General features: G+C 53.0%; 21 protein-coding genes, 1 tRNA gene and 5 pseudogenes. 9 read left to right on the top strand and 18 right to left on the bottom strand.

From position 1 onward, the window contains the following. The first annotated feature begins 172 nt into the window (after positions 1 to 172). Entirely contained in the window at positions 173 to 637 is a 465-nt protein-coding gene (locus G8S19_RS17840; protein ID WP_124020706.1) for an isoprenylcysteine carboxylmethyltransferase family protein, read from the top strand. Positions 638 to 802: 165 nt separating this feature from the next. After that, positions 803 to 875 (top strand) — tRNA-Thr (locus G8S19_RS17835). A gap of 104 nt (positions 876 to 979) precedes the next feature. Here the strand turns inward: G8S19_RS17835 and G8S19_RS17830 are convergent. The 16 genes and pseudogenes from G8S19_RS17830 to G8S19_RS17755 form a co-directional block, all read right to left on the bottom strand. After that, positions 980 to 1,825: pseudogene (locus G8S19_RS17830) on the bottom strand (DUF4942 domain-containing protein). Between the two features lie 81 nt (positions 1,826 to 1,906). After that, positions 1,907 to 2,110, bottom strand: a complete 204-nt coding sequence (locus G8S19_RS17825) for a DUF957 domain-containing protein (RefSeq protein WP_023568001.1) — start codon at positions 2,108 to 2,110, stop codon at positions 1,907 to 1,909. 26 nt (positions 2,111 to 2,136) lie between these two features. Beyond that, complete coding sequence (locus tag G8S19_RS17820; RefSeq protein WP_023568000.1) at positions 2,137 to 2,628, bottom strand: DUF5983 family protein; 492 nt, start codon at positions 2,626 to 2,628, stop codon at positions 2,137 to 2,139. Then, positions 2,625 to 3,002, bottom strand: coding sequence for a TA system toxin CbtA family protein (locus G8S19_RS17815; protein WP_023567999.1), 378 nt, complete (start codon positions 3,000 to 3,002; stop codon positions 2,625 to 2,627). Before G8S19_RS17815 ends, G8S19_RS17820 begins: the two co-directional genes overlap by 4 nt. Positions 3,003 to 3,052: 50 nt before the next feature. Then, entirely contained in the window at positions 3,053 to 3,412 is a 360-nt protein-coding gene (locus G8S19_RS17810) for a type IV toxin-antitoxin system YeeU family antitoxin (RefSeq protein WP_023567998.1), read from the bottom strand. A 23-nt stretch (positions 3,413 to 3,435) separates the two neighbouring features. Beyond that, positions 3,436 to 3,657: a DUF987 domain-containing protein gene (locus tag G8S19_RS17805; RefSeq protein WP_023567997.1), complete on the bottom strand. Its 222-nt coding sequence runs from the start codon at positions 3,655 to 3,657 to the stop codon at positions 3,436 to 3,438. 20 nt (positions 3,658 to 3,677) lie between these two features. Then, a complete protein-coding gene (gene radC, locus G8S19_RS17800) occupies positions 3,678 to 4,157 on the bottom strand; it encodes a DNA repair protein RadC (RefSeq protein ID WP_023567996.1) in 480 nt (159 codons plus the stop codon). 11 nt (positions 4,158 to 4,168) lie between these two features. Continuing rightward, positions 4,169 to 4,639, bottom strand: coding sequence for an antirestriction protein (locus G8S19_RS17795; protein ID WP_023567995.1), 471 nt, complete (start codon positions 4,637 to 4,639; stop codon positions 4,169 to 4,171). 80 nt (positions 4,640 to 4,719) lie between these two features. Beyond that, complete coding sequence (locus G8S19_RS17790; RefSeq protein WP_023567994.1) at positions 4,720 to 5,541, bottom strand: DUF932 domain-containing protein; 822 nt, start codon at positions 5,539 to 5,541, stop codon at positions 4,720 to 4,722. 110 nt (positions 5,542 to 5,651) lie between these two features. Then, positions 5,652 to 5,885 carry a DUF905 domain-containing protein gene (locus G8S19_RS17785; RefSeq protein WP_023567993.1) on the bottom strand — a complete coding sequence of 78 codons (234 nt, stop codon included), beginning with the start codon at positions 5,883 to 5,885 and terminating at the stop codon, positions 5,652 to 5,654. A gap of 87 nt (positions 5,886 to 5,972) precedes the next feature. Then, entirely contained in the window at positions 5,973 to 6,920 is a 948-nt protein-coding gene (locus tag G8S19_RS17780; RefSeq protein WP_023567992.1) for an Ivy family c-type lysozyme inhibitor, read from the bottom strand. 49 nt (positions 6,921 to 6,969) lie between these two features. Then, positions 6,970 to 7,185 carry a hypothetical protein gene (locus tag G8S19_RS17775; protein WP_023567991.1) on the bottom strand — a complete coding sequence of 72 codons (216 nt, stop codon included), beginning with the start codon at positions 7,183 to 7,185 and terminating at the stop codon, positions 6,970 to 6,972. An 11-nt stretch (positions 7,186 to 7,196) separates the two neighbouring features. Further along, positions 7,197 to 7,346 (bottom strand): hypothetical protein, encoded by a 150-nt coding sequence (locus G8S19_RS17770; RefSeq protein WP_001458941.1) that lies wholly within the window; start codon positions 7,344 to 7,346, stop codon positions 7,197 to 7,199. A 1-nt stretch (position 7,347) separates the two neighbouring features. After that, positions 7,348 to 8,061, bottom strand: coding sequence for a WYL domain-containing protein (locus G8S19_RS17765; RefSeq protein WP_023567990.1), 714 nt, complete (start codon positions 8,059 to 8,061; stop codon positions 7,348 to 7,350). A gap of 260 nt (positions 8,062 to 8,321) precedes the next feature. After that, positions 8,322 to 9,197, bottom strand: coding sequence for a GTPase family protein (locus G8S19_RS17760; protein WP_023567988.1), 876 nt, complete (start codon positions 9,195 to 9,197; stop codon positions 8,322 to 8,324). A gap of 122 nt (positions 9,198 to 9,319) precedes the next feature. Further along, positions 9,320 to 10,114, bottom strand: coding sequence for a hypothetical protein (locus G8S19_RS17755; protein WP_226809212.1), 795 nt, complete (start codon positions 10,112 to 10,114; stop codon positions 9,320 to 9,322). A gap of 129 nt (positions 10,115 to 10,243) precedes the next feature. Between G8S19_RS17755 and G8S19_RS17750 the strand changes: the two are divergent. Continuing rightward, positions 10,244 to 10,941 (top strand): annotated as a pseudogene (locus tag G8S19_RS17750) (IS1 family transposase). Positions 10,942 to 10,978: 37 nt separating this feature from the next. On the opposite strand, the gene G8S19_RS17745 reads toward G8S19_RS17750, so the two are convergent. Continuing rightward, a complete protein-coding gene (locus G8S19_RS17745; RefSeq protein WP_085381473.1) occupies positions 10,979 to 11,317 on the bottom strand; it encodes a theronine dehydrogenase in 339 nt (112 codons plus the stop codon). On the opposite strand from G8S19_RS17745, the pseudogene G8S19_RS17740 reads away from it, so the two are divergent. Both G8S19_RS17740 and G8S19_RS17735 read left to right on the top strand, forming a co-directional pair. Further along, a pseudogene (locus tag G8S19_RS17740) lies at positions 11,317 to 11,577 on the top strand (transposase); the annotation flags it as partial. The gene G8S19_RS17745 and the pseudogene G8S19_RS17740 overlap by 1 nt on opposite strands. After that, positions 11,556 to 11,759, top strand: a pseudogene (locus G8S19_RS17735) (HAD hydrolase family protein); the annotation flags it as partial. The pseudogenes G8S19_RS17740 and G8S19_RS17735, both read left to right, overlap by 22 nt. Before the next feature lie 177 nt (positions 11,760 to 11,936). Here the strand turns inward: G8S19_RS17735 and G8S19_RS22520 are convergent. Continuing rightward, positions 11,937 to 12,053: pseudogene (locus tag G8S19_RS22520) on the bottom strand (colicin M resistance protein CbrA); the annotation flags it as partial. A 274-nt stretch (positions 12,054 to 12,327) separates the two neighbouring features. On the opposite strand from G8S19_RS22520, the gene dgoR reads away from it, so the two are divergent. Genes dgoR through dgoD form a run of 4 tightly spaced genes read left to right on the top strand, consistent with a single transcriptional unit; the run spans position 12,328 to position 15,638 of the window. Next, a complete protein-coding gene (dgoR, locus tag G8S19_RS17730) occupies positions 12,328 to 13,017 on the top strand; it encodes a D-galactonate utilization transcriptional regulator DgoR (RefSeq protein ID WP_000156556.1) in 690 nt (229 codons plus the stop codon). Then, on the top strand, positions 13,014 to 13,892 hold the full coding sequence (locus G8S19_RS17725) for a 2-dehydro-3-deoxygalactonokinase (protein ID WP_000204077.1): 879 nt from the start codon (positions 13,014 to 13,016) through the stop codon (positions 13,890 to 13,892). The genes dgoR and G8S19_RS17725 overlap by 4 nt, the downstream gene beginning before the upstream one ends. Continuing rightward, positions 13,876 to 14,493: a 2-dehydro-3-deoxy-6-phosphogalactonate aldolase gene (locus G8S19_RS17720; RefSeq protein WP_001198679.1), complete on the top strand. Its 618-nt coding sequence runs from the start codon at positions 13,876 to 13,878 to the stop codon at positions 14,491 to 14,493. The genes G8S19_RS17725 and G8S19_RS17720 overlap by 17 nt, the downstream gene beginning before the upstream one ends. Then, positions 14,490 to 15,638, top strand: a complete 1,149-nt coding sequence (gene dgoD, locus G8S19_RS17715) for a galactonate dehydratase (protein WP_000705120.1) — start codon at positions 14,490 to 14,492, stop codon at positions 15,636 to 15,638. Before G8S19_RS17720 ends, dgoD begins: the two co-directional genes overlap by 4 nt. Positions 15,639 to 15,675: the final 37 nt, after the last annotated feature.

The raw sequence follows: 15,675 nt of genomic DNA, 5'->3' as shown, positions 1-15,675 counted from the left end.
GCGGATGCCTCTGATGCCGGTATTTTTGCAGAGGTTAGTGCTACAGATCCTGCCTGTCTGGTGAAGGCGAAAGCCTGTAGTGAATGAAGCATCGTTTGTTTATGTGTCTTTTACAGGGTATTTATAGCGGTATCAGCGTTAATCAAACCGCTTCCGAGGTTAGTCCATAGCCATGCGTCATTTCCTGCAAAAATTAAGAGCCTGGTTTCCGCCGCCACTCATCTTAGTACTTTTCCTCGTTGCCGATGCGTTGACGGCGAGCTCACGTTTCACATTTGGCGCGGTAAATATCGTGATAAGCGCATTACTGGCCAGTGTTAGTCTGTGGATGATACTGCATACCGCATGGCAAATGCGGATGAAACGTACGACCCTGAACCCGCTTCATGCAAATAAATCGACCACGCTTGTTACCGGCGGATGTTACGCCTGGAGTCGCAACCCGATCTACCTTGGTATGAGCGGACTCCAGCTAGCCTTTGCTCTGTTCATCGGCAGTCCGGCTGGCGTAGTGGCTGTACCGCTGTTTATGCTGGCGGTTGCCAGATTGCATATTGATTTTGAAGAGGAACAATTGCGAAAACATTTCGAGCTGGAATGGGAGCGCTTTGAGCGACAGGTTCGCCGCTGGCTATAGTCATACCCGACCGGGGACAAGCATTCCTGTCACGACACGATTCGTGCGTAATTGAAACCGGATGATGCAAAATTAGGCGTTTGATTCACAAGGCCATTGACGCATCGCCCGGTTAGTTTTAACCTTCTACCCCGTGTTCGCATTCGTGGGCATGTCCTTATCAGGGCCGATATAGCTCAGTTGGTAGAGCAGCGCATTCGTAATGCGAAGGTCGGAGGTTCGACTCCTCTTATCGGCATCATTAAATTCATATTGTTACGATGTGATTCTGTTTTTCTTACACCAACAAGTTTTTTTCATGTAAGTGCTGGTGTAAGTGATTTTTATCAATAACAGTCAACTTTACTTTGCCGCCAGCGCTCCCGGATAGTGCCGGGCAATGATGTCGTTAAGCTTATCAACCAGCTCAGGTCGCCTGAAAGTGATATGCGCCGTCCCCTTCTGAAAGTATTTGATCGCAAACATCTCATCCTCATAACGATTACTGTGCCTATTCTCATGGATATGGTCTCCCAGCCGACGGGTAACGTCAGCGCGGTGGTCGGGGACAGGCTTGCCATCCAGAAGCATTAGCATACGTTTAAGGTCTGCTAAGCGGTCACGCTGCCAGCCCCAGTTAAGCCCAAATCCCCACCTGTCGAATTTGACCAGTCCCGTGACGATGATTTTCGCACCAAATTTGCAGGGCGAGTTTGTCTTGAAATCCCAGCTTAGCTCCTTGAAGACGTTAATGACGCCGCGTTCAAACACCTCGCCTTTATTCAGATGTAATTGCTTGAACGTTCTCAGAATATTCTCTTCACTGACGGCTGGTATGTCGTCCTTTTCCAGGCTGTTGTATCACTGGTCACGAGCCTGAGCGTCCATAATCGACAGCATTCCTGAGCGCTTCATTAAATCCCGCCATATACCGTGATCGAGATTGCGGGTAATGGCTTTCATCGCCGCTTCTCTTTTCTCCATCAACCAGCAGCCGCAACGAAAATCCTGCTTCATTGCCCAGTCCAGCGCGGTTTTGCCGCCAATACTGCGGGTCAGCGTCGAGACATCGTCAAGTTGCTGTATCAGCGCTTCAATCTGCGCCAGAGCGACATTACGTCCCGTGACAATACGCTCAATGCTGGTGGAGCAAATCACATCGGTGTGGCTGATTAATACTTCGGGTTCGGTGAGAGTAAGGTCTGATATCATTTATTCCCTTTATATAAAGCAAAACGCCAGTCGGTGAGGACTGGCGCTTATGGGTAAGTGAGGAGTACGGTTTGGAGGTTAAACTGTACTGGCCTGATGCATAAGCTGAAGATATCGGAGAGCGCAAACGTCTCTAATCGCCATCACAATCCAGGGCAGCAGTACGGCTGAATCAGTGTCGTCATTGTCGTTGTCGAAGATAATCACGTTCCCACAATCGATGTTGTTCTGCAGCCAGTCAATCAGAACGTTGAGTGCCGCTTCGGTGGTTAATTCCGGCATGAGCTTTCCTTAATGGTGAGGTTAGGTTACCAGTCGAAGGTGACAAAGCCAGGCAGCATTTCGCCACAGGCATCCAGGTGAATAATTCCAGCGGCGTAGCGACGCATCAGCGTCACCACTAACCGGCGGCAGGCTTTCGACAGACCGAGGCGTTTTAACCTTAACACCGGAAATGACCACGCACTCAGACGGAGCAGATAGCCAGAGCCGGTATAGCTAATCCATTCCGATTCGCCAAAGTCTTCATGTTGGTGCGACAGGACATACAGCAGAGCATTGTCTTCCGCCGTGATATGCGCGGTGCTGCACTGGATGCAGTTTATGTGGGCGACGGGCGGCAGTGGATCTTCCACTACCAGCTTTCCGGGGGAGTCAGCAACGCGAAGGGAATAACCGTTATCACAGACCACATCGATCAGCGCAGCCAGTTCAATGCCGTCAATATCCACAGCGATCCGGCCCGCATTCAGGGCCAGAACGTTGATGGTATCGGCTTCCACTGTGAGGGATAGCTTCATCGCTGCCCCTCGCGGTATTTACCGTTGGTGATGTCGGTCACCACTTTGTAATCGTTGCGGGTCATCAACCCGGTGGCTTTGCGGGCGCGGAGAATATCGATACTGCTGAGAAGAGGGGACTGTGTTTCTGCGTTCAAACCGCGACGGTCGGTTCGTACCAGATCGCATTTCTCCACGATAAAATTCACCGCGTCGCACAGTGAGATACCGGCGTCGATATGCTCCTGAATCACGCCATCGTTGCCGAACGGAGTGTCGTTGAGTGTCAGACCGTAGTGACGATCCAACAGGTGGCTCAGAAGCCGTTGCCAGATCTCCACCGGTGACGGGCGTGGTGTAGCCTCCTGAGTTGAGGATAGTGGTTGGGTTTGCATAGTGGGATCTCTTTGTTGATGGGTAAAACGAGGGTAAGTAGTAAGAAGCTTTATGCGGTTGCCGCTGGTGTCGGATAAATCGCCAGGTATACGTAACCATGCGAGCCGAGGGAGTCGGCCTCGCAGGTCAGCCCTTTTGCATAGAGCGTGACACAGTGCTGATGGCAGGGATTGAGTTCACCGCTGGTGAGCATCAGTTCAAGCTGTTTGAGCAGCAGTGGAAATGCCTGGTCGAGATACCGTAAATCAGCGTCGCTGAACTGTCCGGTGATGTTGGCCCGGTCAGCGAGATAATGCAGACGGTTGCCCGCCTGTACCAGCCGTGCGCCAAAACAGGGCGTGATACTGCGTTTAAGCCCCCACCAGGGTTCAGTGATATCGTGGTTTACTGTCGGTATTTCATTCGACAATTTTAGCCTTCCTTAAACGTGTGTTAATTCAGCGTGACGCTGCGTAATACGACATAGGGGCCGTTGCGGCTCTGACGGCGTTCAGCGAAGACCGCGAGCACACCGCTGATATCCTGAACCTCCTGTCCGGCGTAGTGGCAGATGCTGCCAGACCATTTGTATTTACCCGTGCAGAAGGGAAACAACCGGGACTGCGGATACTGGCGGTATATCGCCATCGCCTGACGTTTACTGATAATTTTCATTGGGTTATTCTCCTGTTGTGCTACAGCCAGCCACGATCTGCAAACGAGGTGATCTCCATGCCGCCGACCACCAGGTGGTCCAGCAAGCGGATATCAACCAGGTCCAGCGCCTGCTGAATACGCGTAGTGACCTGACGGTCTGCCTTGCTGGGTTCAGCCTCCCCGGAGGGATGGCTATGGGCGACAATGACAGCGGCGCAGTTATGCTTCAGACCGGCCTTCACCACTTCGCGGGGATGGACCTGCGTATGGTTGATGGTGCCGGTAAATAGCGTTTCGTGGGCTATCAGGCGATGCTGGTTATCGAGAAAGAGCGCGGTAAACTCTTCCCGCTCCAGTGACGCGAGCTGCAGGCGCAGCCAGTCGCGGACGGCATGGCTGGAAGTAAATGACGCGCCGGTTTCACGTAGCTGGCACTCCAGCAGGGTTAATGCCTCCCTGATGGTTTGCTGGTCGGCAGGGGATAATTCACGGGCAAACAACGGTAACTGGTGTTCCATCGTCGCCTCCCTCAGTCAATGATGTACATAATGGTGCTGCATTCGGGGTGATTGAGCGCGTAGTCTCTCAGACGGTAGTAGTGTTCCGTCATGGCGTCGCATTCGGTACGGCAGGCGTGGTGACTGTATGCCATCAGACAGACGGCAATTCCGGCTGCTTCGGCACTGAGTTCACCGCCGTTGCCGTTCATCGTGTTGAACAGCGACCACGGTTCATTGTTCTCCGATTCAGGAGCCATAAACGCGCCGCCGTTGCTGAGCGTATAAAAATTCCAGATACCTCCGCTGTAGTCGGCGCAGAAGCGGTCCATCCAGGCGAAGACAGTCGGCTCAAGGATTATCCACTGCGGTATGTTGCCGAAGTGCTGCGGCCAGAAGCTGACGCGGTTCTCATCGGTGACCTGTGTAGTGGTAATCTGCAGCTGAGCCGCAATGGGAACAGATTCTGATGGTGTGAACAGTGGCAATGTATTGTTGGTCATTTGAGTTTTTCCTTATGCATGAATACGTTGAATGGAGCTACCGGGTTGAGAATTTATTGCTGGTGGAGTGGTGCTGGTGACTACTGGCTTAATAAATCCATCATGTTCTCCGCCATCACCCATAACGCGCGGTTTAACTTTACGTCACCGTCGATGCCGTTAATGGTGCGGGTATGGGTACGTTTACCCTGTGCGGTACGTCCGGGCAGGCCGCCTTTCAGCAGGTTCTCCTGCAGCCTCTGGTAGGTCGTCCACAGGTCGTCCTGGCGATCTTCATTGCGTCGCGGCGTCAGGATCTGTGTGGCAGTCACCGGCTGGTGTTCTTCGCCAAAGCGATACGTCAGTGCGGCGTTTGCCAGCGCGTGTTGTGCTGGTGGAGGTAGCAGCAGCGACTGCATGGCATCTCGCTTCTCTTCCACTCGGTCAAAGACGCTGAGCACTTCGTAAGCACCTTCAATCACTTTCCCGACAATATCGCCGCGATGCGGAACACTGATTTCGCCAAACGACTGTCCGCAGACGAGGCTGTTTGTACATACGCTGCGGAATATTCCTGGAAGTAACTGAAAACTCGATGCCCCATCGTGGCTGTTTAAAATAATGATTTCAGGTACATGCTGACCATTTATCTGGCCCGCCCGACGTAAGCGAAGCAGATGTTTAGTGTGTTCCCGACGTTCAGGGTCACGAACGCGTGACTGGCAGGCAAAAAAGGGGTGAAACCCTTCGCGCTGCAGGTTATCCAGCAGGGTTATCGTCGGTATGTAGCAATAGCGCTCAGAGCGGGAGTCGTGTTTGTCTTCGCTGAAAACGCTGGGAACATGCTGCATCAGTTCTTCGCGGGTTAACGGTCGGTCGCGGCGGATCTGGTTTGTCCGCCCAAAACGGCTGGCGAGTCGCATTGTTAATTTCCTTCGTTGGTTGATTTTGCGGCATAAACAAAAAAGCCATGCTCCTGTGGGTACATGGCCTGTGAGGTTGTGGCTGATATGAGGGCGGTGCCCGCGGTGATTTATCTTTTGGGAATGCCGTGGCTGAGCAGATAGCGGTTAAACCAGAATCCGGTGTCGGGTTCAAAATTCCACGCCCGCCAGAGTAACTGTCCTTCGCGGTCACGAAGGACCAGCCGAAAATGGGCGGACTGGTCGTCTTCGATGGTGACGTTCTGGTACGCCGCCACGATAGCTTCAGCCTGCCTGCGGGTAAACGAACCATCGGGCAGCAGTGGATTGCCAGTATCTGGCATGGGAATACTCCTGATGAATGGTATAAAACAGAAAGGCCATGCTCCCGAAGGAACATGGCCTGATGACTGGTTTTATCGCTGGTGTTCTCAGTGCTGCTGATTTTTTTCCTTAACCTTTGACCACGACGGGCGTCGGCTACCGGAAAATTCCTTGCGCATTGACCAGTAACCAATCGGGAACTGCTTCACCAGCACCCCGTTGATACCGATATCGACGGACAGATACTGACCGTTGTTGATGCTGCCCTTGCGGATATACGCATCCGGGCTGCAGGTGCCGGTATCATACTGTTGCCATGATGCGGTATCCCGGGCAGCGACATAAAAATCACCGAAAGCACAACCCGTTGCGGATTTACGGTTCAGCACAGCAACGTAATACTTCGTGTTAGCGATAATGGTACAGCTGCTGTTCTGACCACCACAGACCTGCCATAACGATTTGCCGCCATCGCCCTTAAAGGTCCAGATAGTGTCTGCCGGTGCCCCGTCCGCAGGCGCTGCAGGTGCTGCGGGCAGGGCAGACGGTAACGGTGTTTTCTCCGCGATGGCGTCGGCATTGCCGCGCAGCAGTTTCGCTTCTTCTGCCGGTGGTTTCCCGACCCAGCGTGCCTGACCGTCAACGTAGAAACCCAGAACCTGATGCGTACCCGGCGAATATAAAAAACGCAGATAATGGTCGCCACAGTTCCCCTGCTCACACAGCGAGCCCTGAAGCCATTGCCTGCCACCGACGGTGACGGGCTCCAGCGTCTCTTCCGGCCCGTTCAGACTGCCATCCGGTCCCAGTACGTTACGGATACCCGCCTGCTGTAAGGCCGATTCCATATCTTTTTTCCAGACGGGGTCGGCGCGGTAAAGGTCGGCAGGATACGGACAGGTCCCGTTGTAGCCGTTTTCCTGAGTATCAGGCTGACACTGAATCGCCTGAGCCGCTGTTTTCACCCGGGAGGCAGCATAACTGCTGTTAACCACAACAAGCAGGCCGAGCGCCAGCCATTTCGCACAGGTGGAAAGTTTTACCCTTTTCATCATTTTTATTTCCTGAAATAAAAACAGGGCCTGTCCCGGCCCTGTGGTGTCATTAACGGTCGTCCCGGTTACGCAGAATGCTGCGAGCCAGGCGCTTTTCCGTGATGGTAGTGCTGCTGAAAAAACCATCGTCAGTGGTTATCTTTCTCAGTTCAGCGCTGCTTTTGTCTTCCAGGCGGTCATGTATCACCTTTACTTCACGTGCGCTGCTGAGTGCGTCTTTTGCCACTTCAGCCGCGAGTTTTCCGGCAGCCTTCCAGAATCCCATTGCCCCACCTTCTACAGATAGCCGTTGTCTTTGCCCCATTCACACCCGCAGTCCCGGCACATCCAGCCATCAGCCCAGGGGATGGTGTCGTGAGAGCCACAGTCCGGGCAGCGTTTGCCGGAAGTCGGGTTGCCGGGTGTGATACGTCTTATTTTCATCATGTTATCCTTCTGTTGCGGGTTGATGTGGTTCAGGGACGAAGCCGGACAGCACTTCACCAATGAACCGGAAATGAGGTAACGCCTGTAAAAAATCAGGGCGTGACAGAATGCGGGTGAAATGTCCGTCTGGTGTGAAGGTTTCCGGGTGAAACATCACAGAGTGAACAGTGTGCAGTGCAAAAATGGTTATCCTGCCGAGGTGTTCTCCTGCCAGAAACCACTCACCGGAACTGAAAATCAGCCGGTAGGGAGCAAGGCTGTCGCAACGGCACCCGTCAGCCAGGAGGGTTACCCTTCGCTGTTCTGATACCGCCCTGACCAGTCGGGTGAAGATGCCCGGGCGGGAAGGCGGTATGGGTGCACCCTGATGCCAGATAAGGCATGGTGGGGTGCCCCGACCGCTTAGTAATGAGCTGACCAGATGGTGGTCCATCTCAGGAAACAGCGCGTCAGTGCCTGACTGACGGGCAAACTGCATTGCTGCCCCGGCCTGAATCTCGTGTCGTCCCCCGCTCAGCAGACGGCAGCAGCCATTCTGATATTCGAGGTCGAGATAAATCAGACGCTCGCGGAAATCACGATGCAGGGTACGCTCCGAGACCCCAAACTCCGTCGCCAGTTTGCGCATATTCAGCGTTTCCCCCGCGAGCAGACGGCTGATAATCAGCGAAAGCCGGACAGACAGGCGGTCATAACGACGCTCAGCCTGAGACATGTATTATCTCCGTGTTGGGTAAGTGATTAATTAAGAAGGTATTACTGTAAAGGATGAGACTGACAGGTTATGTCCGTGATACGTTGCGAAGCGCCTGGCGCGAAAAGGCCGTCTGGGTGCCCTGTTGGCAGCAGTAACGCGCTTATGACCGGTGGTATCTTTTGCTGGTGCAGACAGGTTATGTCTGCCACATAAAAATCATCTGCCGGATGATGAATAAACAGAGTCATTCACTACAGTCCTGATGACCTTTTACTCATTCAGAAGAAGACCCAGTCCCAGACCGCGCGGGCTACAGACACCACAGCATCACGCACGGTACGTATCACCGTCTTCAGCGGCGCAGGCAGGAATGACGATGATTCTGCCGTATCGAACACCAGCCCCACCGCCTCACCGAAGCCGTCACGGGCCTGCGACTTTACCGGCTCCGTGCAGAGCCTCCCGTGCAACTGTGTCGCCAGCGGGCTGGTGGCGCGGTCCGGAAGACAGCGCATCATGGTGCCCACCATCTCCTCAGTGCCCCATCCGGCCAGCGCGGACACCATGCAGACAGGATGATGTGGTTTAAACATCGCGGTAATGGCTACCTGCTTTTCCTGAAGATTTGCCCATTGCTGTGCTGAAGGCGTGCTGGTTCGGGTATCCCATTCGTGGCAGGGTTCTATTTTGTCGGCCTGGTTAATCACGAACAACACCTGCTGCTGGTAAGGCTGCATCACGCCGCGCCAGAAATGCTCGTCCACCGACAGCGCCCGGTCATCGGCCTTAATGACCCACAACACCAGGTCCAGCTCCGGCAGCATACGCCGGTACAGGGCGCGGTATTCCTGGTCCCGTTGTCCGTTTTCGCCCACGCCCGGCAAATCAACAATCACCAGACTGTGACGCCCGCTGCGTAGCCGGAAGCGCAGCACGGCACGGGTACAGGCGTTCACATCACTGACGGGGGAGACCTCACCCCGGAAGAGTTCGTTGCAGAGCGAGGATTTACCCGCACCGCTTTTACCCATGATGCCAATCACCGGCTCGTAGTGGGTGAGGTTCTGAATACGTTCAAGAATAAGCTGGCGAAGCGTATCGGGAAGCGACGACAGCGGTTGTTCAAGGGCCTGAAGGCCGTGTGGTTTAGTCATAAAGGATTCTCAGCGTGAAAAACAAAAATCCCCGCACTCCGGTCAGGGAGGCGGGGGATTCACGAAGATAATATCTGTCTGAGATTATTTCGAATGAAGCTTATTGCTTCTGCCATATCACTTTATGATTGCCGTGATTGACTCTTCGCATCATTAAAAGCATTGTTAATCAGTTCGTTAAGAATTTCCTTCGATGTGGTCTTCTCTACATGCGCAATAAACTCAAGTTTTTTTTGAGCCGCTTTGGTCAACTTCACAGCAGCTGGTTCCTTAGCTCTTCTGGCTCTTCTTTCCTTTTGCTCCCATGCATTTTTAAGCTCATCAAGAAGAATATCTTTATGATTTTTATTGATGCCATTTTCCGGCATGATGCCATGTCCAAGAAACTTTCCTTTATTACGCCTTTTATTTTTGCCGTTAAGATAAGATTCCTGCTCGGTAGTCCATCCTTTCCAGTTATCAAAAATAGCAAAGATAAAATAATATTTCTCTTTATTATCATGTGGTTTTAATGGAATGCCTAAGCATCGTTCCTGCATTTGTTGCCATAACCACTGGCATTGAGTTTCATCTTTGCTGTTAACCCATGAAAAAGGTGCTGGGTAAAGGGCGTACTGGTGACGCCATTCGATATCTATAGATGAGATTAAATTTGATATTTTTTGAGGCTTTTTTACGAAGGTTATCAACAGGTGTACGAATAAAGAAAAGCCAACGTTTCTCTCTGAGACATCCTTAATTCTTTTAAAAAGTAACCCGTTTGCATTTCTGATATTTTCAGGTGGAATTTTATCGGTCTTTTCTTTTTTATCTTGTTTACAGGTACTAAGGTTTATTTTCTCCGGGGACGAGAATGCGGAGGAAGAAGTTTTATTTTTAGCATCAATAGTACTGGATTGTTTATCAATAGTATCCACTAACTCAGCAGGAAGAGTCTGCGACCACGGCATAATATCGCGGGAAGGCTGAGTATATTGACTGGTGGATATAGGGTGATGCTGCCAACTTACTGATTTAGTGTATGATGGTGTTTTTGAGGTGCTCCAGTGGCTTCTGTTTCTATCAGCTGTCCCTCCTGTTCAGCTACTGACGGGGTGGTGCGTAACGGCAAAAGCACTGCCGGACATCAGCGCTATCTCTGCTCTCACTGCCGTAAAACATGGCAACTGCAGTTCACTTACACCGCTTCTCAACCCGGTACGCACCAGAAAATTATTGATATGGCCATGAATGGCGTTGGATGCCGGGCAACTGCACGCATTATGGGCGTTAGCCTCAACACGATTTTACGTCACTTAAAAAACTCAGGCCGCAGTCGGTAACCTCGCGCATACAGCCGGGCAGTGACGTCATCGTCTGCGCGGAAATGGACGAACAGTGGGGCTATGTCGGGGCTAAATCGCGCCAGCGCTGGCTGTTTTACGCGTATGACAGGATACGGAGGACGGTTGTGGCGCACGTCTTCGGTGAACGCACTCTGGCCACACTGGAGCATCTTCTGAGCCTGCTGTCGGCCTTTGAGGTCGTGGTATAGATGACGGATGGCTGGCCGCTGTATGAATCACGCCTGAAGGGAAAGCTGCACGTTATCAGCAAGCGTTACACTCAGCGCATTGAGCGACATAATCTGAATCTGAGACAACATCTGGCAAGGCTGGGACGGAAGTCACTGTCGTTCTCAAAATCGGTGGAGCTGCATGACAAGGTCATCGGGCATTATCTGAACATAAAACACTATCAGTAAGTTGGAGTCATTACCGAGAAACCGGACCTCACCCGATTCAGGTCTGAGATTTTCCCCGGAAATAGTCTGGTCGCCCCTCAAGCTCCCTCTCAATCAGTTCCTCAGCAAACAGGGGCGCCATCCTGTTGACCCGACGCTCAAGATTCCTTCGACGCGCAGCGGCTTTGCGCTCATCGCTCCAGCGCTTAATCTGCCGCTCATCGGGAAAATCCACGCACACCGCATACCCGGCGCCCGCCACCCAGCGCAACATAATGGATCCGGGCGCAGGCTGTCCGGCCTCCACCACTTCGGATGCCAGTTCATGCGGACCGGGACACGGTGATGGTAATTTCCAGCGCAGGGTGAACCGCCCCGGTTTTCCGGGGCGGTTCAGTTGATGGCCTGAAAGGCTTTCCGGATGCCATTAATGCAGTGTATCCGCAGGCCCGGATACAGCTGTGTATCGTCCACATGGTGCGCAACAGCCTGCGGTTCGTGTCCTGGAAGGACTACAAGGCAGTCACCCGTGATTTGAAGGCCATCTATCAGGCACCCACGGAAGAGGCAGCATTACAGGCGCTGGACACATTCGCCAGCATATGGGACAGCCGCTACCCACAGATAAGCCGAAGCTGGCAGGCAAACTGGGCATCAAACCGGAAGAGGTGATGACCCTCGGCGATCAGGAAAACGACATCGCGATGATTGAATATGCCGGAATGAGTGTCGCAATGGAAAATGCCATCCCATCGGCTAAAGACGTTGCCGACTTTGTCACCAAATCCAACCTTGAAGATGGCGTGGCATATGCCATTGAGAAGTTTGCGCTGAGTTAAGCTCGCACCGTAATATTGCTGATGCGGCTACGCATTATTGCCCGGCGGAGTCGTGGCTGTGTCAGCAGATTTACCAGGCAAATTTTCCTCAGTAGCCTCCTTCCGCCGTAACGCGCGTGTTGCGGGCCAGCGTGAGACTTTACTACTATCAGCACATCGCCTAATCGCTCCGCGCTGTCCAGCGCATAGCTGATCCCTTCCAGCGGGCTGCCGCTTCTTATTGAGCGCAATCACCTGCTTCTTACCTGCAAGCGGCCGAGCCAACCCGATGATTGCTACGCCGAAATGCTCCAATTTTTTCACCGGATTAAGTTGCCATGGCGCAACGTTATTTGGCGGAAGTGAAGTCTACGTGAAGTGGAAACAGGAAGCCGGAGCTTAAAATGGTTTAACGAATTTTTTTATCGATTGTTGTTTTTGTGATCCAAGTTGTAGTACCAAATATATTAATCGTACTACTATTAACCCATGAAACGCTGAATACTCTGCAATTTTGAACTTCAATGCTGGGGATTTTTACGACAACAGGGATAAAGTAATGGTAGCGAAAACGCATTAAGGACTTTCAATGACCATTACCAAAACAGACCGCATTACCTTTACCCTCGGGCGGCAGATTGTCAGCGGCAAATATGTGCCTGGTGCGGCGCTGCCCTCAGAGGCCGATTTATGCGACGAGTTTGAAACTTCGCGCAATATTATCAGAGAGGTGTTCCGCTCCCTGACGGCAAAGCGGTTGATTGAGATGAAGCGTTATCGCGGCGCGTTTGTTGCCGCCCGCAACCAGTGGAACTACCTCGACACCGAGGTGCTGCAATGGGTGCTGGAGAATGACTATGATCCGCGACTGATTAGCGCGATGAGTGAAGTGCGTAACCTGGTGGAGCCAGCGATCGCTCGCTGGGCGGCAGAGCGCGCCACCTCCAGCGAACTGGCGCAGATTGAGGCAGCCCTAAACGACATGATCGCCAATAACCAGGATCGGTATGCATTCAACGAAGCGGACATCCGTTATCACGAAGCGGTGCTGAACGCCGTGCATAATCCGGTATTACAGCAGTTAAGCGGGGCAATAAGTTCGCTACAGCGTGCGGTATTTGAGCGTACCTGGATGGGCGACGAGGCCAACATGCCGAAAACGCTTCAGGAACATAAGGCGCTGTTTGATGCGATACGGCATCAGGACAGTAACGCAGCAGAACAGGCGGCGCTGACGATGATCGCCAGCTCAACCACAAGGTTAAAAGACATCACATGACATCACGCTACATTGCTATCGATTGGGGGTCGACCAATCTTCGTGCCTGGCTTTACCAGAGTGAAAAGTGTCTGGAGAGCCGGAAATCGGAGGCCGGGATCACCCGGCTTAATGGCCGCACGTTTGAGGCGGTGCTGTCGGAGATCACCGAAGGCTGGATGCTGGAAAATACGCCGGTTGTAATGGCGGGAATGGTAGGAAGTAACGCGGGCTGGGTAAACGTCCCTTATCTTCCCTGTCCTGCACGCCTTAACGATATCGGCAGGCATCTGACCCGCGTGAAAGACAACGTCTGGATTGTGCCGGGTCTGTGCATCAATAATGCCGATAACCATAACGTCATGCGCGGTGAAGAAACACAACTGGTCGGCGCACATACACTGAGGCCTTCCGCCTTGTATGTAATGCCTGGCACGCACTGTAAATGGGTTCGGGTCGATGGCGATCGGGTAGAAGATTTTCGCACGGTGATGACCGGCGAGCTTCATCACGTACTGCTGACGCACACGCTGGTCGGCACGGGCCTGCCGCAACAAACCGATTCGCCGGAGGCCTTTAACGCCGGGCTGGAATGCGGCCTGCAATCCCCCGCGATCTTGCCCCGGTTGTTCGAAGTCCGTGCCTCATATGTACTGGGCGTGCGGCCTCGCGAACAGGTCAGTGAATTTCTCTCCGGTCTGCTGATTGGCAGCGAAGTTGCCAGCATGGGCGAGTATATCCCGGTGTGGCAGACCGTCACCCTCGTCGCCAGTCCGTCACTAACCGCACGCTATCAGCGAGCATTTGCGCTATTCGGGCGTCAAAGTCAGGCGCTCAGCGGTGACGACGCATTTCAGGTAGGAATAAGGAGCATCGCTTATGCAGTGGCAAAATAAACTTCCGCTTATCGCCATCCTTCGCGGCATCAAACCCGATGAGGCACATGCCCATGTGGCAGCGCTCATTGAAGCGGGATTTGAAGCCGTTGAGATCCCGCTGAACTCCCCGGAGTGGGAAAAAACCATTCCGGCGATGGTGAAAGCGTTTGGCGATAAAGCACTGATTGGAGCAGGCACTGTGCTGAAGCTGGAGCAGGTTGATCAACTTGCCGCTATGGGCTGTACGCTAATGGTGACGCCAAACATTCAACCGGAACTGATCCGCCGGGCGGTGGAACACGGTATGACCGTCTGCCCCGGCTGCGCCACGGCCACGGAGGCTTTTGATGCCATTGACGCGGACGCGCAGTCGCTGAAGATTTTCCCGTCTTCGGCGTTTGGCCCGGATTATATCAAGGCTCTGAAGGCCGTATTGCCACCTGAGATCCCGGTATTCGCCGTTGGCGGGGTTACGCCGGAGAACTTAAAACAGTGGATTGATGCCGGCTGTCTTGGCGCCGGGCTGGGCAGCGATCTCTATCGCGCCGGGCAGCCCGTTGAGCGCACGGCACAGCAGGCTGCCGCATTTGTGAAAGCGTATCGAGAGGCAGTGAAATGAAAATTACCAAACTCACCACATATCGTTTACCCCCGCGCTGGATGTTCCTCAAAATAGAGACTGACGAAGGCGTGGTGGGATGGGGCGAACCCGTGATTGAAGGGCGCGCGCGCACCGTGGAAGCCGCAGTACACGAGCTGGGCGAGTATTTGATTGGTCAGGATCCCGCACGCATTAACGACTTGTGGCAAGTGATGTACCGCGCTGGTTTTTATCGCGGTGGCCCGATTCTGATGAGCGCTATTGCCGGTATTGACCAGGCGCTCTGGGATATCAAAGGAAAAGTGCATAACGCGCCGGTATGGCAACTGATGGGCGGCCTGGTGCGCGACAAAATCAAAGCCTATAGCTGGGTCGGCGGTGATCGTCCGGCGGAAGCTATCGCCGGTATTTCCACACTACGTAAAATTGGCTTTGATACCTTTAAATTAAACGGCTGTGAAGAATTAGGCATTATTGATGATTCACGGAAAGTAGATGCGGCGGTAAATACCGCGGCGCAAATTCGCGAAGCCTTTGGTAATGAAATTGAGTTCGGCCTCGATTTCCATGGCCGTGTCAGCGCACCGATGGCCAAAGTGTTAATTAAAGAGCTGGAACAATATCGCCCGCTATTTATTGAGGAGCCAGTATTAGCCGAACAGGCAGAATATTATCCGCGTCTGGCCGCACAAACGCATATTCCCATTGCGGCCGGTGAGCGAATGTTCACTCGCTTTGAGTTCAAACGGGTGCTGGAAGCGGGTGGCGTGGCAATTCTGCAACCGGATCTCTCGCACGCGGGTGGGATTACCGAATGCTATAAAATCGCTGGTATGGCAGAGGCTTACGATGTAGCGCTGGCACCACACTGCCCGCTCGGGCCGATTGCGCTGGCCGCCTGTCTGCACGTCGACTTTGTGTCGCACAATGCGGTATTCCAGGAGCAAAGCATGGGCATTCACTACAACAAAGGTGCCGAACTGCTCGACTTCGTGAAAAACAAAGAAGACTTCAGTATGGAAGGCGGCTTCTTCAAACCGCTGATGAAACCCGGCCTGGGTGTGGAAATTGATGAAGAGAAGGTTCATGAACTGAGTAAACATTTCCAGGATTGGCGTAACCCGTTGTGGCGTCACGCAGACGGTACGGTTGCTGAGTGGTAATAGCGTTCTTTTAAATAGTTAAAATAATCAATAACGA

This window comes from Citrobacter sp. SX206 (assembly GCF_024181025.1).
Taxonomy (GTDB): Bacteria; Pseudomonadota; Gammaproteobacteria; order Enterobacterales; family Enterobacteriaceae; genus Citrobacter; species Citrobacter youngae.
The sequence above is the reverse complement of the archived record's forward strand: the minus strand, read 5'-3'. Positions and strand labels throughout refer to the sequence as shown.